The organism is Streptomyces sp. NPDC048606 (assembly GCF_040650855.1).
GTDB lineage: Bacteria > Actinomycetota > Actinomycetes > Streptomycetales > Streptomycetaceae > Streptomyces.
On record NZ_JBEZIB010000019.1, the window covers coordinates 68,790 to 89,984 of the forward strand.

At 71.7% G+C, this 21,195-nt stretch carries 21 protein-coding genes and 1 riboswitch; of the genes, 11 read left to right on the forward strand and 10 right to left on the reverse strand.

Going from position 1 to position 21,195, the window contains the following annotated elements; genetic code table 11:
- Nucleotides 1-31: 31 nt before the first annotated feature.
- The 10 genes from AB0D01_RS21290 to AB0D01_RS21335 all read left to right on the forward strand — a co-directional run bounded on the left by AB0D01_RS21290 (nt 32) and on the right by AB0D01_RS21335 (nt 9,760).
- Nucleotides 32-535, forward strand: coding sequence for an Lrp/AsnC family transcriptional regulator (locus AB0D01_RS21290; RefSeq protein WP_007266859.1), 504 nt, complete (start codon nt 32-34; stop codon nt 533-535).
- Nucleotides 536-538: 3 nt separating this feature from the next.
- Nucleotides 539-1,900, forward strand: coding sequence for an aspartate aminotransferase family protein (locus AB0D01_RS21295; RefSeq protein WP_361597958.1), 1,362 nt, complete (start codon nt 539-541; stop codon nt 1,898-1,900).
- 214 nt (nt 1,901-2,114) lie between these two features.
- A complete protein-coding gene (locus AB0D01_RS21300) occupies nt 2,115-2,870 on the forward strand; it encodes an ATP-binding cassette domain-containing protein (RefSeq protein ID WP_363057475.1) in 756 nt (251 codons plus the stop codon).
- The gene (locus AB0D01_RS21305; RefSeq protein WP_363057477.1) at nt 2,852-3,922 is read left to right on the forward strand and encodes a hypothetical protein; all 1,071 of its coding nucleotides are present in this window, start codon (nt 2,852-2,854) and stop codon (nt 3,920-3,922) included. The genes AB0D01_RS21300 and AB0D01_RS21305 overlap by 19 nt, the downstream gene beginning before the upstream one ends.
- Nucleotides 3,923-3,948: 26 nt before the next feature.
- Nucleotides 3,949-5,043, forward strand: a complete 1,095-nt coding sequence (locus AB0D01_RS21310; RefSeq protein WP_363057479.1) for an LOG family protein — start codon at nt 3,949-3,951, stop codon at nt 5,041-5,043.
- Between the two features lie 80 nt (nt 5,044-5,123).
- Complete coding sequence (locus AB0D01_RS21315; RefSeq protein ID WP_363057481.1) at nt 5,124-6,029, forward strand: hypothetical protein; 906 nt, start codon at nt 5,124-5,126, stop codon at nt 6,027-6,029.
- Nucleotides 6,030-6,137: 108 nt separating this feature from the next.
- A complete protein-coding gene (locus AB0D01_RS21320; RefSeq protein ID WP_363057483.1) occupies nt 6,138-6,758 on the forward strand; it encodes a hypothetical protein in 621 nt (206 codons plus the stop codon).
- Between the two features lie 127 nt (nt 6,759-6,885).
- Nucleotides 6,886-7,116, forward strand: coding sequence for a ferredoxin (locus tag AB0D01_RS21325; protein WP_363057485.1), 231 nt, complete (start codon nt 6,886-6,888; stop codon nt 7,114-7,116).
- On the forward strand, nt 7,106-8,500 hold the full coding sequence (locus AB0D01_RS21330) for an FAD-dependent oxidoreductase (protein ID WP_363057487.1): 1,395 nt from the start codon (nt 7,106-7,108) through the stop codon (nt 8,498-8,500). Before AB0D01_RS21325 ends, AB0D01_RS21330 begins: the two co-directional genes overlap by 11 nt.
- A 9-nt stretch (nt 8,501-8,509) precedes the next feature.
- Nucleotides 8,510-9,760: a cytochrome P450 gene (locus tag AB0D01_RS21335; protein ID WP_363057489.1), complete on the forward strand. Its 1,251-nt coding sequence runs from the start codon at nt 8,510-8,512 to the stop codon at nt 9,758-9,760.
- Nucleotides 9,761-9,854: 94 nt separating this feature from the next.
- Here the strand turns inward: AB0D01_RS21335 and AB0D01_RS21340 are convergent, their stop codons facing one another.
- The 9 genes from AB0D01_RS21340 to rpsB form a co-directional block, all read right to left on the reverse strand.
- Nucleotides 9,855-10,898, reverse strand: coding sequence for an ABC transporter ATP-binding protein (locus AB0D01_RS21340; RefSeq protein ID WP_363057491.1), 1,044 nt, complete (start codon nt 10,896-10,898; stop codon nt 9,855-9,857).
- Nucleotides 10,898-12,514, reverse strand: a complete 1,617-nt coding sequence (locus AB0D01_RS21345; RefSeq protein WP_363057607.1) for an iron ABC transporter permease — start codon at nt 12,512-12,514, stop codon at nt 10,898-10,900. Before AB0D01_RS21345 ends, AB0D01_RS21340 begins: the two co-directional genes overlap by 1 nt.
- A gap of 59 nt (nt 12,515-12,573) precedes the next feature.
- Nucleotides 12,574-13,674, reverse strand: a complete 1,101-nt coding sequence (locus AB0D01_RS21350) for a thiamine ABC transporter substrate-binding protein (protein ID WP_363057493.1) — start codon at nt 13,672-13,674, stop codon at nt 12,574-12,576.
- 84 nt (nt 13,675-13,758) lie between these two features.
- A riboswitch (TPP riboswitch) is annotated at nt 13,759-13,868 on the reverse strand.
- A gap of 58 nt (nt 13,869-13,926) precedes the next feature.
- Nucleotides 13,927-15,042, reverse strand: a complete 1,116-nt coding sequence (gene rlmN / locus AB0D01_RS21355) for a 23S rRNA (adenine(2503)-C(2))-methyltransferase RlmN (RefSeq protein WP_363057495.1) — start codon at nt 15,040-15,042, stop codon at nt 13,927-13,929.
- Between the two features lie 169 nt (nt 15,043-15,211).
- Nucleotides 15,212-16,288 (reverse strand): phosphatidate cytidylyltransferase, encoded by a 1,077-nt coding sequence (locus AB0D01_RS21360; RefSeq protein ID WP_363057497.1) that lies wholly within the window; start codon nt 16,286-16,288, stop codon nt 15,212-15,214.
- The gene (gene frr, locus AB0D01_RS21365; RefSeq protein WP_363057499.1) at nt 16,288-16,845 is read right to left on the reverse strand and encodes a ribosome recycling factor; all 558 of its coding nucleotides are present in this window, start codon (nt 16,843-16,845) and stop codon (nt 16,288-16,290) included. The genes AB0D01_RS21360 and frr overlap by 1 nt, the downstream gene beginning before the upstream one ends.
- Nucleotides 16,846-16,939: 94 nt before the next feature.
- A complete protein-coding gene (pyrH, locus tag AB0D01_RS21370; RefSeq protein WP_363057501.1) occupies nt 16,940-17,719 on the reverse strand; it encodes a UMP kinase in 780 nt (259 codons plus the stop codon).
- Nucleotides 17,720-17,881: 162 nt separating this feature from the next.
- A complete protein-coding gene (gene tsf / locus AB0D01_RS21375) occupies nt 17,882-18,718 on the reverse strand; it encodes a translation elongation factor Ts (protein WP_363057503.1) in 837 nt (278 codons plus the stop codon).
- Between the two features lie 135 nt (nt 18,719-18,853).
- Nucleotides 18,854-19,735 (reverse strand): 30S ribosomal protein S2, encoded by an 882-nt coding sequence (rpsB, locus tag AB0D01_RS21380; protein WP_363057505.1) that lies wholly within the window; start codon nt 19,733-19,735, stop codon nt 18,854-18,856.
- Between the two features lie 251 nt (nt 19,736-19,986).
- On the opposite strand from rpsB, the gene AB0D01_RS21385 reads away from it, so the two are divergent.
- Nucleotides 19,987-20,595 (forward strand): M23 family metallopeptidase, encoded by a 609-nt coding sequence (locus tag AB0D01_RS21385; protein WP_363057507.1) that lies wholly within the window; start codon nt 19,987-19,989, stop codon nt 20,593-20,595.
- A gap of 13 nt (nt 20,596-20,608) precedes the next feature.
- Here the strand turns inward: AB0D01_RS21385 and AB0D01_RS21390 are convergent, their stop codons facing one another.
- The gene (locus tag AB0D01_RS21390; protein ID WP_363057608.1) at nt 20,609-21,166 is read right to left on the reverse strand and encodes a helix-turn-helix domain-containing protein; all 558 of its coding nucleotides are present in this window, start codon (nt 21,164-21,166) and stop codon (nt 20,609-20,611) included.
- Nucleotides 21,167-21,195 lie beyond the last annotated feature (29 nt).

Consider the following 21,195-nt stretch of genomic DNA (forward strand, 5'->3'; position numbering starts at 1 on the left):
CGCTTACGGGTTGCGGAACAGACGACTCCTCGTGCACAGTGAGGTCGTGGTCAGTCGAAGCGCAGATTCCAGGAACAGACAACCGTCCCCTTCGGTCGATGCTGTGTCCCTGGCGATCATCGAGCAACTGCAGGAGGACGGTCGCCGTCCCTATGCATCGATCGGCAAGGCCGTCGGCCTGTCCGAGGCGGCGGTGCGCCAACGCGTGCAGAAGCTGCTTGACCAGGGCGTCATGCAGATCGTCGCCGTCACCGACCCGCTCACCGTGGGCCTGCGACGCCAGGCCATGGTCGGCATCAACGTCGAGGGAGACCTCGACCCGGTGGCGGACGCACTCACCGCCATGGCCGAGTGCGAGTACGTGGTGATGACCGCGGGGTCGTTCGACCTGATGGTGGAGATCGTCTGCGAGGACGACGACCACCTGCTCGAAACGATCAACAAGAAGATCCGCACGCTCCCCGGCGTGCGATCAACCGAAAGCTTCGTTTACCTGAAGCTGAAGAAGCAGACCTACATGTGGGGAACTCGATAGCCCGTGAGCCAAGACCTCTCCAAGACCGCCTACGACCACCTGTGGATGCACTTCACCCGCATGTCGTCGTACGAGAACGCGCCCGTCCCCACCATCGTGCGGGGTGAGGGCACCTACATCTTCGACGACAAGGGCAAGCGCTACCTGGACGGTCTCGCGGGACTGTTCGTGGTCAACGCGGGTCACGGCCGCAAGGAGCTGGCCGAGGTCGCGTACAAGCAGGCCCAGGAGCTCGCGTTCTTCCCCGTGTGGTCGTACGCGCACCCCAAGGCCGTCGAGCTCGCCGAGCGCCTCGCCGACTACGCCCCGGGCGACCTCAACAAGGTCTTCTTCACCACCGGCGGCGGCGAGGCCGTCGAGACGGCCTGGAAGCTCGCCAAGCAGTACTTCAAGCTGCAGGGCAAGCACACCAAGTACAAGGTCATCTCCCGCGCGGTCGCCTACCACGGCACCCCGCAGGGCGCGCTGTCCATCACCGGCCTGCCGGCCCTGAAGGCCCCCTTCGAGCCGCTGGTCCCCGGCGCGCACAAGGTGCCGAACACCAACATCTACCGCGCCCCGATCCACGGCGACGACCCCGAGGCCTTCGGCCGCTGGGCCGCCGACCAGATCGAGCAGCAGATCCTCTTCGAGGGCCCCGACACCGTCGCCGCCGTCTTCCTGGAGCCGGTACAGAACGCCGGTGGCTGCTTCCCGCCGCCGCCCGGCTACTTCCAGCGCGTCCGCGAGATCTGCGACACCTACGATGTGCTGCTCGTCTCCGACGAGACGATCTGCGCCTTCGGCCGCCTCGGCACGATGTTCGCCTGTGACAAGTTCGGCTACGTGCCGGACATGATCACCTGCGCCAAGGGCATGACCTCGGGCTACTCCCCGATCGGCGCCTGCATCGTCTCGGACCGCATCGCGGAGCCCTTCTACAAGGGCGACAACACCTTCCTGCACGGCTACACCTTCGGCGGACACCCGGTGTCCTCCGCGGTCGCCATCGCCAACCTCGACATCTTCGACAAGGAAGGCCTGAACCAGCACGTGCTGGACCAGGAGGGCAACTTCTTCGACACCCTGAAGAAGCTGCACGACCTTCCGATCGTCGGCGACGTCCGCGGCAACGGCTTCTTCTACGGCATCGAGCTCGTGAAGGACAAGGTCACCAAGGAGTCCTTCACGGACGAGGAGACCGAGCGCGTGCTCTACGGCTTCCTCTCCAAGGCCCTCTTCGACAACGGCCTGTACTGCCGCGCCGACGACCGTGGCGACCCGGTCATCCAGCTGGCCCCGCCGCTGATCGCCGACCAGGGCACCTTCGACGAGATCGAAGGCATCCTGCGCTCGGTGCTCACCGAGGCGTGGACCAAGCTGTAGGACGAGCCGCGGACCGAGCCGCGAGGGCGTGAGCGCCCGGCCCCGCGTCCGCCGCGATAGTCCGATCACCTGGCCCGGATCCCCCGTTCGAGTGAGAACGAGGGGGTCCGGGCCGTGTGCTGTCACCATCCAAGACGTTCATCTCTTTACATCTCAGTGCGGCGCCAGTGACCGAAAGGGCTCCGCTTCGTTCCCCCGGACGGAGGTGTACGCCATGGTGGCTCCACCGGACAATGCCCCGCCTGCCGACGATGTGCTCTGGGCACGGTCCCTTCACTACTCCCACAGCGGCTCGCCCGGCCTGATCGGCGTCTCCGTCGGAGTCCGGCAGGGAGAGATCCTCGCCGTGACGGGCCCCCGAGGCAGCGGGAAGACCACCCTGCTGCACTGCCTGGCCAGCCGACTCGTCCCCGAACAGGGCGAGGTCTGGTTCGACGGCCTCCCCCTGCACACCCTGCGCGCGACGGCCCGCGAGCGGCTGCGCCGCGACCGCTTCGCCTGGATCGGCCCCGATCCGCTGCTCGTGCCCGAGCTCAAGGTCTGGGAGAACGTCTCCCTGCCGCTGCTGCTCGCGGGCGCCTCCCACCGCGCCGCCCGGCACGTCGCCGGCGAGTGGCTCGACCGCCTCGACCTCGGCGCGTTCGCCCGCAAGCGCCCCGGCGCGCTCACCCGCTCCGAGGCCCAGCGCATCGCCCTGGCCCGCGCCCTCGTCGCCGAGCCCGCGGTGCTCTTCGCCGACGAGCCCACCGCCCCGCTGTACCGCGCCGAGCGCGCGCTGTTGCTCCGTACGCTGACCACGGCCGCCCGCTCGCACGGCATCACCGTGGTGCTCGCCACCCACGACGAGGAGACGGCCCGCGAGGCCGACCGGCGGCTGGACCTGCTCGACGGCCGCCCGGCCTCGACGGCGACCGCCCCCGACTCCCCCCGGACCACGGAGGACCAGGCCGCGTGCTCGCTCTCCGCCTAGTACGCGGCTCCCACCCCCTGGTCCAGCTGCGCCGCCTGCTGGTCGCCGCCGCCGCGGCGGGCAGCGGATTCCTGCTGCTGTACGTCCTCGCGGGGGCGACCGCCGGAGCCGACGGATCGTTCCCCCGGCTGCTGTGGGCCCTGGTCCCGCTCGCCGCCACCGTCCACCTGGCCCTCGCCGTGGCCCGGACCGACCCGGCGACCCGCCCCCGCGAGGGCATGGACGCCGCCGGACTGGGACCCGTCACGCTCAGCCTGGTCGCGGCCGTCTCCACCGCCGTGGCCTGCACGCTCGGCAGCGTCGTGGCCCTCGCCGTGTTCCTGCACCTGCGGGGCGACGTCTCCGGACTGCCCTTCGACGGCGCGGGCGCCCGGATGCTCCACGCCGAACAGCCGCTGCCCGTGGCCGCCGCCCTCACCCTCCTGGCCCTGACCCCCCTTGCGGCCTCGCTCGCGACGGCGCTCGCCCTGCGCCCCCGCCCCGCGCGCGACGGCCTGACCCCGCAGAGCGGGGTGCCCTGGGGGGTGGCGATCACCGCCTGCGGGCTCGCCGTCCTGGCCTACGCGGGACCCGGCGGCCCGGCGGTGCCGGCCGGCTGGACCCTGATCGCGGTCGGACTCGCCCTCGCCGGGCCGGGCCTCGCCTACGCCTGCGGCACCCTGGTGCAGCTCGCGCGCCCCGGGGCCCTGCGGCTCCTGGCCGGGCGGGCCCTCCAGGAGGAGGCACCCCGGCTGGGCCGCCCCCTCGGGGTGCTGTGCGCGATCGGCGCGGCCGCCGTGGTGGCCCTGCGCGGGCCCGCCCTCGCCCCGCTCGGCCCGCTGACGGGACCGGCCGCCCTGCTGGTGGCGCTCTGCGCGGCCGCCACCCTGTTCACCTCGACCCTCGAAGCCCGCCACGACCGTTCCGCCGCCCGGGCGGCCCTGCTCGACCTCGGCGCCCCGGGCACGGTCCTGCGTACGGCCGCGACCCTGCGGGCCGGCGCCCTGCTCGCCGGTTGCGCGCCGCTCGTGTGGGGTGTGGCACAGCTGACGTCCCTGGCGTTGACCCGCTGACGGGTGCGGCCCTTAGGGTGGGCCGAATGGTCAACGCAGACATCGAGATCGAGACGCTCGCCGAATTCGACCGGGTCGCGGCCCGGGGTTCGCTGAGCGGCTACCGCGTCCAGTCGGTCAACCTGCTGGAGCGGACCTTCGCCCTGCTGTCGGCCGACACCTCATCGGCCGTGTTCCTCGGCTGCGCCATGGAACCCGACGCCTCGGTGAAGGTCCGCGCGGACGGCGCGCTCGTCTTCCCGCCCGTCCCCGACCTGCCGTTCAACCCCTACCGGGGCCTGCTGTACACGGCCGGCGAACTCTTCGCCGGACTGGCCGAGGGCTACGAGGACACCCCCGACGCCCGCGCGTACGCCTGGTTCCAGGAGACGAAGGCCGACGGCGACGTCTTCTCCTCGATGCTGCGCTCCATCCACGACGACGCGATCTCCGACGCCCTCGACGAACACCTCGTCGGCGCGCGTGTGATCGGCGTCATGGGCGGCCACGCCATGGCCCGGGACACCCGGGAGTACGAGGGCGCGGCACGGCTGGGCCGGGTGCTGGCGCGGACCGGGCTGACCGTCGCCACCGGCGGCGGCCCGGGCGCCATGGAGGCCGCGAACCTCGGCGCCTACCTGGCCCCGGCCCCCGACGAGGCCCTCGCCGAAGCCCTGGAGCTGCTGGCCAAGGTCCCCTCCTTCACCCCCTCGATCTCCGACTGGGCGCGCGCCGCCTTCGCCGTACGGGAGCGCTGGCCGGCCGGCGGGGACTCGGTGGGCATCCCCACCTGGTTCTACGGGCACGAGCCGCCGAACGCCTTCGCCGGTCAGGTCGCCAAGTACTTCGCGAACGCCACCCGCGAGGACGGCCTGCTGGCCCGCTCCAACGCGGGCGTGGTGTTCCTGCCGGGCGCGGCGGGCACGGTGCAGGAGGTCTTCGACAACGCGACGCCGAACTTCTACGACTCCGCGGAGCGCCGGCCGACCCCGATGGTCCTGGTGGGACGGGCCCACTGGACGGAGCACCTGCCGGCCTGGCCCCTGCTCCAAGCGTTGGCGCGCGGCCGGGCCATGGAGTCGCGGATCGCGCTCGTGGACTCGGTGGACGAGGTCCCGGCGGCACTCGCCGCGATCGGTTGACGACCACAGGCAACTTCCCGCGCCGTTCTCACGTCTGGCAGAGGTAACGCGAAACCTGCCAGACGTGAACGGAGCCCTCTGTGCTCATAGGCCTGCTGACCGCTGTCGCGGCATCCATCTGCTACGGCACGGGATCCGTCCTGCAAGCCGTGGGATCCCGTCGTGCCGCCCGCATGTCACCGGCCGCCGCCGGAGTGACCGCACACGGCGGCCCGAACCTCACCTCCACCGCCAAGGCCGCGATGACCTGGGAGTTCATCGTCGGCACCATCCTGGACTTCGTCGGCTTCGGGCTGGGGGCGCTCGCGGCGCGGATGCTGCCGCTGTTCCTCTCCCAGACGGTCATCAGCGCGAACCTGGTCATCACCGCCGTGCTCAGCGTCCGGATGCTGGGGATCCGGCTCACCCGCAAGGAGTGGACCTCGATCGGCGTGGTCTGCGCCGCGCTGGTGCTGCTGGCGACGGCGGCCGGGCACGAGGGCGGCCACCACGCCCCGATGTCCACCCACTGGTGGCTCCTGGCGGTGACCCTGCTGATCATCGTCGGCGGCACCGTCGCCGTCCGGTTCCTCGGCGGGCGGGCCGCGATCCTCGCCGGTCTGCTGTCGGGCCTGGCCTTCGGCGCGCTGGGCGTCGGCGTGCGCATCCTGAACGGCATCGACCCGTTCGACCTGGGCGCCCTGCTGGGGGACCCGGCCCTGTACGCGGTCCTCGTGGCGGGCTTCGGCGGCATGTACCTGCACACCGTCGCCCTGCAGATCGGCTCCGTGAACGGCGCCACGGCGGCGCTGGTCGTCGGCGAGACCGTGCTCCCCGGGGCGATCGGCGTGCTCTGGCTCGGTGACGCCTCCCGGCCGGGCCTGGCCTGGCTGGCCGTCGTCGGCTTCGTGCTGGCCGTGGCCGGCGCGGTGGCGGTGGCCTGGTTCGGCAACCACGAGGGGGCCGAGGAGCCGAGCGAGGAGCGGGTGCCGACACCGGTCGGCTGAACCGGACCGCCGCCCTACCGGCCCCTTCGTTGGGCCGGTCGGGCGGCGGTTCACCCCGCCGGTCCCCCGTGACTGGCGGCCCCGCGGCGCGCGGCGCCTGCTGGAGGCATGGAGTCCCTCACCGAGCAGCGGATGAGCACCCCGCGGGCGGCCGGAGCGGCCGGCATCGCCTTCGCCCTGCTGCTGGCGGCGGCGATCGTGCTGATGCGGTTCGCGGTCCCCGCGGGCGACCCGCAGGGCGCGACCATCGATCCGAGCCGACGTTGGGCCGTCCAGGTGGCCCTGGAGATCGTGCCCTTCGCCGGGATCTTCTTCCTGTGGTTCATGGGCGCGCTGCGCGACCACTCGGGCGACGCGGAGGACCGGTTCGTCGCCACCGCGTTCCTGGGCAGCGGCTTCGTGTTCACGGCCAGCCTGTTCGTCGCCGCCGGCGCGGCCGGAACGGTCCTCCAGGAGGCCACGTCCTCCGTGTCCTTCGGCCGGTCCTTCGCGTACACGGTCCTGACCACCTACGCGATGCGGATGGCGGCCGTCTTCGTCTTCGCGACCTCCACGATCGGGCGGCGCCTCGGCGTCTTCCCCCGCCCGCTCGCCCTCTTCGGGTACGCGGCGGGCCTGGTGCTGATCGTGATCGGATCGGGCGTCCCCTGGTCCGAGATGATCTTCCCGGTGTGGGTGCTGGTCGTCAGCCTGCACATCCTGCGCGCCAAGCTGCGTCGACCCGCGTAGCCGCACGGGCCCGCCGAACAGCGCTCGCGTGCTCGGCAGGCGGCGGACGACACCCTCGCGCATGATGGAGAACGGGGCGGACGGCGGGGGTCGGGGGGTCATCGGGTCACGGAAGGGCTGATGCCTCATGAGGCTTGTCGTCGACCTCAACCGCTGTCAGGGATACGCGCAGTGCGCTTTCCTCGCGCCCGACGTCTTCGCCATGCACGGCGACGAGTCGCTGCTCTACGACCCGCAGCCCGACGACGACCAGCACGACCACGTCGTGCGCGCCGTCCACGCCTGTCCCGTCCGGGCCATCCTCATGGACACGATGAACGGGGCCCTCGCGACACCGGAGGCGAACAGTGAGCGGTGACGCGGCACTGGAGCGGCTCAAGCGCGAGGGGCGCATCGTCGTCGTCGGTGCCTCCCTGGCCGGCCTGCGGGCCGCCGAAACCATGCGGGACAGGGGGTTCACGGGGTCGCTGACCATGATCGGCGACGAGCCGTACGAGCCCTACGACCGTCCCCCGCTGTCCAAGCAGGTACTGCTGGGCAGGGCCACCGCCGACCGGACGGCCCTGCCCCGGCGCCGGGACATCGACGCGCGGTGGCGCCTCGGGGTGCCCGCCGCCGGTCTGGACATGAAGGCCCGCCGGGTCCGGCTCGCCGACGGCGACGAGGTGGAGTACGACCGGCTGCTGATCGCTACCGGGGTACGGGCCCGGCCCTGGCCGCACGAGGACCAGGCCGCGCTCGGCGGGGTCTTCGTCCTGCGCACCCGCGACGACGCCGTGGGGCTGGAGCGGGCGCTGGCGGCCCGCCCCGACCGGGTCCTGGTGATCGGCGCCGGGTTCACGGGCTCGGAGATCGCCTCCGCCTGCCGGGAGCGCGACCTCGCGGTGACCGTCGCCGAACGGGGCGCGGCCCCGCTGGTCGGCGCCCTCGGCGGGGTGATCGGCGAGGTGGCGGCGGAGCTGCACCGCGAGCACGGCGTGGACCTGCGTACGGGGGTCATGGTCACCGGACTGGAGGGCGACTCCTCGGGGCGGGTGCGCGCGGCGCACCTGTCCGACGGCAGCACCGTCGAGGCCCAGGTGGTCATCGTCTCGCTCGGCGCGATGCGCAACACCGAATGGCTGGCCGACTCCGGCCTCGGAGCGGGTCCGCGGGGCATCGCCTGCGACGCGGGCTGCCGGGCGTTCGACATCCGCGGCATCGTCACGGACGACATCTACGTGGCCGGTGACGTGGCGCGTTCCCCGCACGCCCTGTTCGGCTACCAGTTCCTCTCCCTGGAGCACTGGGGCAACGCCGTGGCGCAGGCCGAGACGGCCGCGCACAACATGCTCAGCGAGAGCGCGGACCGGCGCCCCCACCTGTGGGTCCCGGCGTTCTGGTCCTCGCAGTTCGGCATCAACGTCAAGTCCGTCGGGGTCCCGTCGATGGGCACGGAGATCGTCATCACGCAGGGCTCCCGCGACGAGCGGCGCTTCACCGGCGTCTACGGCTACCAGGGCCGGGTCATCGGCGCGGTGACCTTCGACAACTGTCGCTGGCTGGAGTTCTACCAGCGCCAGATCGAGGAGACCGCCCCGTTCCCGCCGGAGTTCCCGACGATGGACCGGCGCCCCGAGGGCCACAAGACGCTGCCCGCCGACTTCCCGGACCCGTCGGTGCCCACGCACGGCCCGACGATCACGCTCTCGGGATATTCACCGGCCGACCGGCGCATCACCTTCACCCCCGCCCGTCACTGAGGATCCTCCATGAGCCAAGACATCCTGCGGCAGATCCTGGACTACTCCAACCGGGCCGACCCGTACCCGCTCTACACGGAACTCCGCAAGACGCCGGTCTACCACGACGGTTCCGGGCCGTACGTCGTCAGCACGTTCTACGACATCGAGGGTCTGCTCCACGACCCGCGGGTCAGCTCCGACGCCCGCAACCTGGCCGCGTCGGCACACGACCCGCTGGCCGAGGAAGAGGGAGAGGAGGAGACGGCGCTGCCGCCGTCCTTCCTGAAACTCGACCCGCCCGAGCACGACCGGCTGCGCCGCATGACCAACCGGCCCTTCGGACCGCCGCACTCCCCGCACCGCGTCCACGACATGCGCGGCGAGCTGCACGACATCGTCAAGGGGCTGATCGACCGGATCGAGGAGACCGGCAACGCGTCGGAGATCGACCTGGTCGAGCAGTTCTCGTACCCGTTCCCGGTGACGGTGATCTGCCGGCTGCTGGGCGTGCCGAGCGAGGACGAGCCGAAGTTCCACGTCTGGGCCGACACCCTCGCCGCGAGCCTGGACCCCGATCCGGACGCCGACCCCCGGGAGCGCCAGAAGCGTACGCACGACTCCCGCATGGAGCTCGGGATGTACCTCGCGGGGCTGATCGAGGAGCGGCGCAAGAACCCGACCGGCGACATGCTCTCCGAGCTGGCCACCGGAAACGGGCCGGACGGCACCATGACCACGATGGAGGTGCTGAGCACCGCCGCGCTGCTGCTCATCGCCGGTCACGAGACCACCGTCAACCTGATCACCAACGGGATGCTGACGCTGCTGCGCCATCCCGAGGTGCTGGAGCGGCTGCGCGAGGACCCGGAGCTGTCCGTCCCGCTCGTGGAGGAACTGCTGCGCTACGAGCCCCCGGTGCAGCTGGTCCCGCAGCGCACCACCCTCGCCGACATCGAGGTGCGCGGCGTGACCGTCCCCAAGGGCGCCTCGCTGTGGCTGGTCCTGGCCGCCGGCAACCGCGACCCGCTGCGCTTCGAGGACCCGGACCGCTTCGACCCGGACCGGCCCGACATCCAGCACCTGGGCCTGGGCAGCGGGATCCACAGCTGCTTCGGCGCCCCGCTGGCCCGGCAGGAGGCGCAGCTCGCGCTGAGCGAACTGGCGCGCCGGCTGGAGAACCCGCGCCTGCTGGCGGACCCGCCCCCGTACCGGCAGAACGCGGTCCTGCGCGGCCCGCGCCACCTGCCGATCGCGGTGGACGGCATCCGGGCGGCCTGAGCCGGGGACGGGCCGGTCGGCCGGGTCGGTCGTGCGGCTGATCGGCGCCGTACGGAGCACCGTACGACCGGTCGGTGCCGCACGGCGCCCGGTCCTACGGGGCCTGCGGCCCGACCTCCGGCAGGACCACCACCTGGGACGGGGCGAAGGTGACCCCGACCCGCTCCCCCACGGCGGGCGCGGCCGCGAGTTCGCACTCGGCCTCCAGCGCCGGACCCGACCCGGGCCGCAGGAGCAGGGCCACGTGCGTGCCGCGGAAGGTGCGCGAGACCACCTCGCAGCGCAGGGCGCCCTCCCCGCCGACGACGACCCCGGCCGGGCGGACCAGCAGCCGCTGTTCCCCCGCCGGAGAGCCGGCCGGGACCGGGACCGAACCCCACGGGGTGTCGGCGCGGCCGTCCGCCGTCACCGTCGCCGGGACCACGTTCTCGAAGCCGAGGAAGCGGGCCACGAACTCCGACGCGGGCCGGCTCCACACCTCCAGCGGGGTGCCGGTCTGGGCGATCCGCCCGTCCCGCATGACCACCACCCGGTCGGCCAGCGCGAAGGCCTCGCCCTGGTCGTGGGTGACGGCGAGGACGGTGGTGCCCAGCCGGGTGAACAGCTCCTTCAGCTCGACGACGAGCCGCTCGCGCAGCCCGCGGTCCAGCTGGCCGAGGGGTTCGTCCAGCATCAGCAGCCGGGGCGAGGGGGCCAGCGCCCGGGCCAGGGCCACCCGCTGCTGTTCGCCCCCCGACAGGGAGGCGACGGCCCGGCCCCCCGCGCCCGGGAGCCCGACGAGGTCCAGGAGCTCCGCGACCCGCTCCGCCTGCTCCCGCCGGGCGGAGCCGCGCATCCTCAGGCCGAAGGCGACGTTCCCGGCGACGTCGCGGTGCGGGAAGAGCTGGTGGTCCTGGAACATCAGGCCGACGCCCCGCCGGTGGACGGGGACCGCCGCCTGGTCCGCGCCGGCGAGCAGCACCCGTCCCCGGGACACCCGCTGGAGCCCGGCCACCACGCGCAGCAGGGTGGACTTGCCGCTGCCGCTCGGCCCCAGCACGCACACCGTCTCGTGCTCGGCGACCTCCAGGTCCACCGCGTCCACGACCGCCCGGTCGCCGAAGTCGACCGACACCCCTTCGAGCCGGAGCAGGGTCATCAGAACTCTCCCGAGGTCTTGTCGGGTCGCAGTCGCTCCAGCACCAGCAGGGACACCGCGCACACCAGCATCAAAATCGTGCTCAGGGCCATGGCCTGGCCGTAGTTCATCTCGCCGGCCCGCCCGAGCAGCCGCGCCACGGCCACCGGCAGCGTCGGATGGTCGGGGCGCGCGATGAACACGGTCGCCCCGAACTCGCCCAGCGAGACCGCGAAGGCGAAGCCGGCCGCGATCAGCAGCGCCCGCCGCACCATCGGCAGGTCCACCTCGCGCCACGCCCGCAACGGGGAGGCGCCGAGCACCGCCGCGGCCTCCCGCAGCCTGCCGTCCACGGCGCGCAGCACCGGCAGCATGGTCCGCACGACGAAGGGCACGCCCACGAGGGCCTGGGCCAGCGGCACCAGGATCCACGAGGTCCGCAGGTCCAGCGGCGGCTCGTCCAGGGTGATCAGGAACCCGAAGCCCACGGTGACCGCGGACACCCCGAGCGGCAGCATCAGCAGCGCGTCGAAGCCCCGTACGAAGCGGCCCGCGCGCCGGGTCAGCGCGGCGGCCGCGAGACCGCCGACGACCAGGGCGATGGCGGTGGCGGCCAGCGCGTACCCCAGCGAGTTCCAGATCGCCTCCAGCGGCGGGACCAGGAAGGTCCCGCCCCCGGCGCCCACCTCCTGGAGGGCCCTGTAGAAGCCGAACCCGTATCCGCCGGGCGCGTCGAAGGACCGTTCCACCAGCACGGCCAGCGGCGCCACGATCAGCAGCGCCACCGTGAGCAGCACCCCGCCCAAGAGGCCCCGCTGGGCCCACCCGCGCGGCGGGTGCGCGGTCGTCGACGGATCCACGAGCCGCAGCGCGGTCTCGCGCCGGCGCACCGTCCAGGCGTGGACGGCGAGGATCAGGGCGACGGCGACGAACTGCACCATCGTCAGCACGGCGGCGGTCGACAGGTCCAGCAGCTGCGCGGTCTGCCGGTAGACCTCCACCTCCAGCGTGGAGTACGCCGGACCGCCGAGGATCTGCACGACGCCGAAGGAGGTGAACGTGAACAGGAACACCATCAGCGCGGCGGCGGCCACGGCCGGCCCGAGGGCGGGCAGCGTCACCCGCCGCCACGCCGCGAACCGCCCGGCGCCCAGCACCCGGGCGGCCTCCTCCTGGCGCGGGTCGAGCTGCGCCCAGAGCCCGCCGACGGTCCGGACGACCACGGCGTAGTTGAAGAAGACGTGGGCGAGCAGGATCGCCCAGACGGTGGTGTCGAGGCGGACCCCCCACACCTCGTCGAGCAGCCCGCCCCGGCCGACCAGCGCCAGGAAGGCCGTGCCGACGACCACGGTCGGCAGCACGAACGGGACCGTCACCAGCGCCCGCAGCAGCTGCTTGCCGGGGAAGGAGAAACGGGCCAGGACGTACGCGCCGGGCAGGGCCACCAGCAGGGTCAGCGCGGTCGAGGCGAGCGCCTGCCAGGTGGTGAACCACAGCACGTCGGCGATGTCCGGGCGGCCCAGGACCTCGCCGATCCGGCCGAACTGCCACCCCTGGTCGGTCTTCAGTCCGCGGCCGACGATCGCGGCCACGGGGTAGGCGAAGAACAGCCCGAAGAAGGCGAGCGGCACGGCCATCAGGCCCAGCCGGACGGCCGTGGCCCGCCCGCTCTCCTTCGGGGTCCTCACGGATCGCTCTACTTGACGACGAGCGAAGACCACGCCTTGACCCACTGCTCGCGGTTCTTGGCGATCTCGTCGGGGGCGACCGTCTCCGGCTTCTCGATGACCACGCCGTGCTTCGTGAAGGCCTCGGGCAGGGCCGCGCCCTTGAGGACCGGGTTCACGAACATGTTGAGCGGCATGTCCTCCTGGAACTTCTTGCCGACCAGGAAGTCGATGAGGGCCTTGCCGCCCGCCTCGTTCTTCGCGCCCTTCAGCAGGCCCGCGAACTCGATCTGGCGGAAGCAGGTCCCGGTGGCGACGCCCGTGGGGGCCTCGGCCGGCTGCGGCTCGGCGTAGATGACCTCGACCGGCGGGCTGGAGGCGTAGGAGACGACCAGCGGGCGGTCGCCCTTGGCCTTCTTGCCGCCGGCGGAACCGGAGAAGCGCTCGTTGTAGGCCTGCTCCCAGCCGTCGACGACCTCGACGCCGTTGTCCTTGAGCTTGCTCCAGTAGTCCTTCCAGCCGTCCTCGCCGTACTTGCCGACGGTGGCGAGGAGGAAACCGAGTCCGGGCGAGGAGGTCGCGGCGTTCTCGGTGACCAGCAGGTTCTTGTACTCGGGCTTGATCAGGTCGTCCAGCGTCTGCGGCGGGGCGATCTTCTTGTCGGCGAAGTAGGCCTTGTCGTAGTTGACGCAGACGTCACCGGAGTCGATCGGGGTGACGCGGTGGCCCTTGTCGAGCACGTACTCGGAGGCCACGGCGTCCAGGCCCTTGGCCTCGTAGGCGTTGAAGATGCCGTTTTCGAGGGCGCGCGAGAGCAGGGTGTTGTCCACGCCGAAGAAGACGTCGCCGCGCGGCGAGCCCTTGGTGAGGATCTCCTGGTTGAGGGCGGCGCCCGCGTCCCCGGACTTCAGGACCTTGACGGTGTAGCCGCTCTGCTGCTCGAAGTCCTTCAGGACCGCGTCGGAGACGTTGAAGGAGTCGTGGGAGACGAGCGTGACCGTCTTGGACTTCGGGGCGTCGCTCGCGCCGGCCGACTTGTCCTTGGCCTCGCCGCCGCCGCAGGCGCTGAGGGTGGTGACGCCGAGGGCGCCCGCGAGCAGGGCGCCCGCGATCTTCCTGTTGGTGCTCACTGGTGTATTCCTCCTGGATGACCAGGAGAAGACGCGGCCCTGCCCGGCGCTCTCGTGGAGCGGACGCCGGGCAGGGCGCAACAGCTTGAGTGATGACCGAACTTCCTACCCCGAATGACCGGGGCGAGGTTCAGAGGGTCTGCGGATGACGGTTACCGCACTCTCAGCGCTGTGGCGCTCCCCTGTCGGAATATGAAATTGGTTCGGCCACAGGGTACCCCGTGGCCGATAGTGCGCCTTCGCGGCCGAAAATCAGCGCTCCGAGGCCGCGAGCTGACCGCAGGCGCCGTCGATCTCCTGACCGCGGGTGTCGCGGACGGTCACCGGCACGCCGTGGCGGGCGATGGCCTCCACGAAGGCCTTCTCGTCCTCGGGGCGCGAGGCGGTCCACTTCGAACCCGGGGTCGGGTTCAGCGGGATCAGGTTGACATGTACGCGCTTGCCCTTGAGCAGTCGGCCGAGGAGGTCGCCGCGCCAGGCCTGGTCGTTGATGTCGCGGATCAGGGCGTACTCGATGGAGATGCGGCGGCCGGACTTCTCCGCGTACTCCCAGGCCGCGTCGAGGACCTCGCGGACCTTCCAGCGGGTGTTCACGGGGACGAGGGTGTCGCGCAGCTCGTCGTCCGGGGCGTGCAGCGACACCGCGAGGCGGCACTTGAAGCCCTCGTCGGCGAAGCGCAGCATGGCCGGGACCAGGCCCACGGTGGAGACGGTGATGCCGCGCTGCGACAGGCCCAGGCCGTCGGGCTCCGGGTCGGTGAGCCGGCGGATGGCGCCGACGACGCGCTTGTAGTTGGCGAGCGGCTCGCCCATGCCCATGAAGACGATGTTGGACAGGCGGGCCGGACCGCCCGGGACCTCGCCGTCGCGCAGGGCGCGCATGCCGTCGACGATCTGGTGGACGATCTCGGCGGTCGACAGGTTGCGGTCGAGCCCCGCCTGGCCGGTGGCGCAGAACGGGCAGTTCATGCCGCAGCCGGCCTGCGAGGAGATGCACATCGTCACCCGGTCGGGATAGCGCATCAGCACGGACTCCACGAGGGTGCCGTCGTGCAGCTTCCACAGCGTCTTGCGGGTGGTGTCGTTGTCGCAGCTGATGTGCCGCACCACGTTCATCAGGTCCGGCAGCAGCTCCTCGCGGAGCTTCTCGCGCGAGGCGGCCGGGATGTCGGTCCACTCGGCCGGGTCGTGCGCGTAGCGGGCGAAGTAGTGCTGGGAGAGCTGCTTGGCCCGGAACGGCTTCTCGCCGATCGCGGCCACCGCCTCGCGGCGCTCGGCCGGGGTCAGGTCGGCGAGGTGCCGCGGGGGCTTCTTGGCTCCACGGGGTGCGACGAACGTCAGCTCTCCCGGAACGGGGCGGGGGGCCATGGGTGGTACTCCTCAGCGTTACGAGCCCTTGCGCGGGCGACCTCCGCGGCTGCGGAGCATTGTCGATGGCACGACCGGTGCCCGGAGACCTCACGGGTCCACCCCGCCGAACGGGGAAAGCGCGCCACCCGGAGGTGACGCGCTTATCAGGATAACCCGCCCGGTCGAATCAGCCGGTGCCGACGAAGGCGGCCAGCAGCAGCCAGACGACCGGGGCCGTCGGCAGCAGCGAGTCGAGCCGGTCCATGATGCCGCCGTGCCCGGGGAGCAGGGTGCCCATGTCCTTGATCCCGAGGTCCCGCTTGATCATCGACTCCCCGAGGTCGCCCAGGGTGGCGCTGACCGCGACCGCGAGGCCCAGCAGCAGCCCCTGCCACCAGGCGCCCCCGTCGACCAGGAACTCCATGCACAGGGCGCCGGCCACCATCGCGAAGGCCACCGCTCCGAAGAGCCCCTCGCGGGTCTTGCCGGGGCTGATGCGCGGGGCCAGCTTCGTCTTGCCGAAGCGCCAGCCGACCGCGTAGGCGCCCGTGTCGCTGACCACCGTCAGGACCAGGAAGGTGACCACGCGCTGCGGGCCGTCGGCGGCGGTGAGCAGCATCGCGACGAACGTCGCGAGGAAGGGCACGTAGAACGCCGCGAAGACGCCCGCCGTGACGTCCTTGAGGTAGTCCTCGGGCGGTTCCGTCATCCGCCACACCAGGACCGCCAGGGCGGTGAGCGCCATGGCCACCCAGGCGCCCTCGGCCCCTCGGACGTAGCCGGCGATGACCATCGCCGCGCCGCCGACCGCGAGGGGCACCAGCGGAGCCTTGATGCCCTTCTTCTCCTGGAGCCGGGAGGTCAGCTCCCACAGGCCCACGACGACCGCGACGACGACGACGCCGACGAAGACCGCCTTGACGATGAACAGGGAGGCGAAGATGACCGCGCCGAGGCCGACGCCGACCCCTATGGCGGCCCGCAGGTCCCGCCCCGCCCGCTTCTTCTGCGGCGGGGGTGAGGAGTTCTGCGGTGCCTGCGAAGGCGGAGGCGGGGGGCTGGGCATGGGCTCCTGCGGCAGCGTCTCGGCGCGGAGCGGGGGGCCGCCGGCGAAGGCGGCCCCCCGAACGCGTGCTTCCCGGTCGTCGAGGTCACGGCCGGCGGCATCGGGCACGATGGACATGGGCCGAGTCTGCGGGCCCACCAGCGCATCGTATGCGGGACCCGCCGCCGCCGGCTCGGCGGCCCAGGGAGAGTCGTTCATCAGACCTCGAGGAGCTCGGCTTCCTTGTGCTTGAGCAGCTCGTCCACCTGCGTGACGTACTTCGCGGTGGTGTCGTCCAGCTCCTTCTCGGCGCGACGCACCTCGTCCTCGCCGGCCTCCTTGTCCTTGACGAGCTTGTCAAGGGCGTCCTTGGCCTTGCGGCGCACGGAGCGGATGGAGACCTTGGAGTCCTCGGCCTTGTTCTTCGCGACCTTGATGTACTCCTTGCGGCGGTCCTGCGTCAGCTCGGGGAAGGTCACCCGGATGATGCGGCCGTCGTTGCTCGGGTTGACGCCGAGGTCGGAGTCGCGGATGGCCTGCTCGATGTTGCGCAGGGCCGACGCGTCGAACGGCGTCACGATCGCCATGCGCGGCTCGGGCACCGCGAAGGAGGCCAGCTGGTTGATGGGCGTGATGGCACCGTAGTAGTCCGCCACGATCTTGTTGAACATCGCCGGGTGCGCACGACCGGTGCGGATCGCGGCGAAGTCTTCCTTGGCGACGACGACGGCCTTCTCCATCTTCTCCTCGGCCTCGAGGAGGATTTCTTCGATCACCACGTGCTCCTGCATGTCAGATATGGATGGTTCAGGCGGGCGGGGCGGGGCGAGCCGCCCGGACCGGGCCCGTTCGGGCCCGGTGTCGGAGTGCTCAGACCCGGGTGCCCTGGTCGCTCACGAGCGTGCCGATCTTCTCACCCTTGACGGCGCGGGCGATATTGCCCTCGGCGAGGAGTTCGAAGACCAGGATCGGGAGCTGGTTGTCACGGCACAGCGTGATGGCCGTGGCGTCGGCGACCTTGAGGTCCCGGGACAGCACCTCGCTGTACTCCAGCGCGTCGAACTTCACCGCGTCCGGGTTGGTCTTCGGGTCGGAGTCGTAGACCCCGTCGACACCGTTCTTGCCCATGAGGAGGGCCTCGGCGTCGATCTCCAGGGCGCGCTGGGCGGCCGTGGTGTCGGTGGAGAAGTAGGGCATGCCCATGCCGGCGCCGAAGATCACGACGCGGCCCTTCTCCAGGTGGCGCACGGCGCGGAGCGGGATGTACGGCTCCGCGACCTGGCCCATGGTGATGGCGGTCTGGACCCGGCTGTCGATGCCCTCCTTCTCCAGGAAGTCCTGGAGGGCGAGGCAGTTCATGACGGTGCCGAGCATGCCCATGTAGTCGGACCGGGCCCGGTCCATGCCGCGCTGCTGGAGTTCGGCGCCGCGGAAGAAGTTGCCGCCGCCGATGACGATCGCGATTTCCGCGCCGTCACGGACCACGGCCGCGATCTCACGGGCGATGGCGTGCACGACGTCGGGGTCGACACCCAGCCCGCCGCCGCCGGAGAAGGCTTCGCCGGACAGCTTCAGCATGAAGCGGCGACCCTTCTTCTCGTGGTCGCTCTTGTCGTCGGAAGCGGTGTGGGGGTCCACGCCCTGATTCATGGAGATCTCCTCGTGCACATACGAAGAAGGCCATTGCCGGTGGGTCCTCGCGGTTCCCTCTACGGCAATGGCCTCCTCGTCAGATCTGCGGTCGTCTCGCGCGAGCGCGGACGACTGCCTCAGACCCTACCGGGGTCCGGTGTCCGTCGCGTACGGACGGACTCAGATGCCGACCTTGATGCGGGTGAAGCGCTTCAGGGTGACACCGGCCTCGTCCAGGACCTTCTGGACGGACTTCTTGTTGTCCAGGGCGTACGGCTGGCCGAGCAGCGTGACGTCCTTGAAGAAGCCGTTGACGCGACCCTCGACGATCTTGGCGATCGCGGCCTCGGGCTTGCCCTCGGCGCGGGTGACCTCTTCGGCGACGCGGCGCTCGGACTCGACGACCTCGGCCGGAACGTCCTCGGCGGTCAGGTACTTCGGCGCGAACGCGGCGATGTGCTGGGCGATGCCCTTGGCCAGGTCGGCGTCGGCCTTGTCCAGCTCGACCAGGACACCGATCTGCGGGGGCAGGTCGGGCATGGTGCGGTGCATGTAGGAGGCCACGAAGGCACCCTCGTACTGCGCGAAGCGGTCGAGGACGATCTTCTCGCCGAGGTTGGCGTTGGCCTCGTCCACGAAGGCCTGGACGGTCTTGCCGGCCTCGATCTCGGACGCCAGCAGCGCCTCGATGTCCGCCGGGGTGGTGGCGGCGACGTGGGCGGCGAGCTGGTCGGCGACGGCCAGGAACTTCTCGCTCTTGGCGACGAAGTCGGTCTCGCACTTGAGCTCGAGCAGCACACCGGAGGTGGCGTCGGCGGCGATCAGGGAGGTGACGGCACCGTTCTCGGCGGAACGGCCCTCGCGCTTGGCGACACCCTTCAGGCCCTTGACGCGCAGGATCTCGTTGGCCTTGGTGACGTCACCGTCGGCCTCGACGAGCGCGTTCTTGCAGTCCAGCATGCCGGCGCCGGTGAGCTCGCGGAGCTTCTTGACGTCAGCGGCGGTGTAGTTCGCCATGAGTCTGTGATTCTCTCTCGAAGTCGTAGATCTACGGGTGAACGGCGGAGGCGCCGCGCTCGTGGCGCGGCTCCCCCGCCGTCATCGTCCGTGCTGCGAGTGCCCGGCGGGTGAACGCCGGGCGCTCCCAGTGGGTCAGGCCTGCTCGGCGTCGGCGGCCGGAGCCTCGACGACGGCCTCGGCCGCGGGGGCCTCGACAGCGGCGTCGGCCGCGGGGGCCTCGGCGTCGTCGGCCTTCTTCTCACCCTCGAGCAGGTCGCGCTCCCACTCGGCGAGCGGCTCGGCGGCGGCCTTCTCGCCCGGCTTCGAGTCACCGGTCGCGGCACCGGAGCGGGCGATGAGGCCCTCGGCGACGGCGTCGGCGATCACGCGGGTGAGCAGGGTGACGGAGCGGATCGCGTCGTCGTTGCCCGGGATCTTGTAGTCGACCTCGTCGGGGTCGCAGTTGGTGTCGAGGATCGCGACGACCGGGATGTGGAGCTTGCGCGCCTCACCGACGGCGATGTGCTCCTTCTTGGTGTCGACGATCCAGACGGCGCTGGGGACCTTCGACATCTCGCGGATACCACCGAGGGTCTTCTCCAGCTTGGTCTTCTCGCGGGAGAGGACCAGGAGCTCCTTCTTGGTGAGACCCGAGGCGGCGACGTCCTCGAAGTCGATCGCCTCAAGCTCCTTCAGACGCTGGAGGCGCTTGTAGACGGTGGAGAAGTTGGTGAGCATGCCACCGAGCCAACGCTGGTTGACGTACGGCATGCCGACGCGCGTCGCCTGCTCGGCGATGGCCTCCTGGGCCTGCTTCTTCGTACCGACGAACATGATGGAGCCACCGTGCGCGACGGTCTCCTTCACGAACTCGTAGGCGCGGTCGATGTACGACAGCGACTGGAGCAGGTCGATGATGTAGATGCCGTTGCGCTCGGTGAAGATGAAGCGCTTCATCTTCGGGTTCCAGCGACGGGTCTGGTGACCGAAGTGGACGCCGCTTTCCAGCAGCTCCCGCATCGTTACGACGGCCATGGCCATCTCCTTGTTTCTCGGTTTTGGTTCCTGACGCCCCGCCGCGCCCTGCCCCGTGGAGGGACCGAGAGACGCTGTTCACCTGACCGGAACCGGTCGGCGCTGGGGCGTGCGAAGTCGACCCGGTGACCCGGATCGCCACAAGAAGTGTACGGGACCCGGCGGTATGCCGGGTGACGCCGTTGTCCACAGCCCGCCCGCCATCCACAGGTCCGGGCGGCGGGCCCGGTCCGCGCGGGACCCTGTGGGGCATGACGACACTGCTGCCGATCCTGCTGTTCACGCTCACCGCAGGGCTCGCCGCGGGCCTCGGCCCGGGGCTCTCCGCGGCGCCCGCACCGGTGCCCACCGCCGATCCCGCCACGCGCCTCCTCGCGGCCCGCGCTCCGGCCCGCGCACCCGTGCGCCCGCTGCCCGCTCCCCTGTCCGTCGCGCGGTGGTGGGACCCGCCGCCGACGCCCTACGCCGCCGGCCACCGCGGGGTGGACCTGTCCGCCCCCGTGGGTACGGAGCTACGGGCGGTCGGCCCGGGCCGGGTCCACCACGCCGGACCGGTCGCGGGGCGCGGCGTCCTCTCGCTCACCCTGCCCGGCGGCCTGCGGACGACGTACGAGCCGGTGCGGCCGCTCGTCGCGGAGGGCGAGAGCGTCACGGCCGGGCAGGTGGTGGCGGTGCTCGCGCCGGGGTCGCACTGCGCGACCCCGTGCCTGCACTGGGGGCTGCTGGCCGGCGAGCGCGAGTACCGCGACCCGCTGGGCCTGCTGGCGCGCCCCACGCCCCGGCTGCTGCCGATCGAGCCGCCCCCGGACCCCGGACCGGAAACGGGGCCGGAACCGGGGGCGGGATCGGGGCCGGGGTAGGTCGCGGGCCGGGTCAGACCCGGTCGTCGGCCTGGCCGCGCACGCCCCACAGGGCCATGGCGACGGCGGTCTCGATGATCACGTCCGGGTCCTCGGCGGCGCCGAGCTCCACACGGCGCACGGCGGCGTCCACGACTCCCTGGAGCAGCATCGCGGAGAGCCTCGGCTGCGCCAGGCCCAGTGCTTCGAGGGCCTCGACGATCATCGCCACGAGGCCGCCGTGCGCGGCGCGGATCTTCTCCCGGGCGCCCGCGTCGAGCTCGCCGGCGGAGATCGCGACGACCGCGCGGTGACGGCGGTCCCCGACCAGGGCGAGCTGGCTGCGCACGTACGCCTCGATCTTCCCCTCGGGCGAGGGCTCGGCCGCCATCGCCGCCTCGATCTCGGCCGCCCACACGGGGAAGTCCACGGCGCACAGCTCTTCGACGACGGCCGCGCGGGAACGGAAGTACTCGTAGACGGACGACCGGGCGAGCCCGGTGCGCTCGGCGAGGGCGGGGAAGGTCAGCGCCTCCGTACCGCCTTCGGACAGCAGGGAGCGCGCGGCGTCCAAGAGGGCGCCACGCTGCATCGACCGGTGCTCGGCCACGGAGGCCGCTC

What these genes read in the sequence shown, in the direction of transcription:
- AB0D01_RS21360 (WP_363057497.1), bottom strand. Translation starts at nt 16,288, where the DNA reads ATGAACGACTCTCCCTGGGCCGCCGAGCCGGCGGCGGCGGGTCCCGCA.
- AB0D01_RS21345 (WP_363057607.1), bottom strand. Translation starts at nt 12,514, where the DNA reads ATGGCCGTGCCGCTCGCCTTCTTCGGGCTGTTCTTCGCCTACCCCGTG.
- pyrH (WP_363057501.1), bottom strand. Translation starts at nt 17,719, where the DNA reads ATGAATCAGGGCGTGGACCCCCACACCGCTTCCGACGACAAGAGCGAC.
- AB0D01_RS21390 (WP_363057608.1), bottom strand. Translation starts at nt 21,166, where the DNA reads ATGCAGCGTGGCGCCCTCTTGGACGCCGCGCGCTCCCTGCTGTCCGAA.
- tsf (WP_363057503.1), bottom strand. Translation starts at nt 18,718, where the DNA reads ATGGCGAACTACACCGCCGCTGACGTCAAGAAGCTCCGCGAGCTCACC.
- AB0D01_RS21320 (WP_363057483.1), top strand. Translation starts at nt 6,138, where the DNA reads ATGGAGTCCCTCACCGAGCAGCGGATGAGCACCCCGCGGGCGGCCGGA.
- AB0D01_RS21300 (WP_363057475.1), top strand. Translation starts at nt 2,115, where the DNA reads ATGGTGGCTCCACCGGACAATGCCCCGCCTGCCGACGATGTGCTCTGG.
- AB0D01_RS21325 (WP_363057485.1), top strand. Translation starts at nt 6,886, where the DNA reads ATGAGGCTTGTCGTCGACCTCAACCGCTGTCAGGGATACGCGCAGTGC.
- AB0D01_RS21310 (WP_363057479.1), top strand. Translation starts at nt 3,949, where the DNA reads ATGGTCAACGCAGACATCGAGATCGAGACGCTCGCCGAATTCGACCGG.
- AB0D01_RS21335 (WP_363057489.1), top strand. Translation starts at nt 8,510, where the DNA reads ATGAGCCAAGACATCCTGCGGCAGATCCTGGACTACTCCAACCGGGCC.
- rpsB (WP_363057505.1), bottom strand. Translation starts at nt 19,735, where the DNA reads ATGGCCGTCGTAACGATGCGGGAGCTGCTGGAAAGCGGCGTCCACTTC.
- AB0D01_RS21340 (WP_363057491.1), bottom strand. Translation starts at nt 10,898, where the DNA reads ATGACCCTGCTCCGGCTCGAAGGGGTGTCGGTCGACTTCGGCGACCGG.
- AB0D01_RS21385 (WP_363057507.1), top strand. Translation starts at nt 19,987, where the DNA reads ATGACGACACTGCTGCCGATCCTGCTGTTCACGCTCACCGCAGGGCTC.
- rlmN (WP_363057495.1), bottom strand. Translation starts at nt 15,042, where the DNA reads ATGGCCCCCCGCCCCGTTCCGGGAGAGCTGACGTTCGTCGCACCCCGT.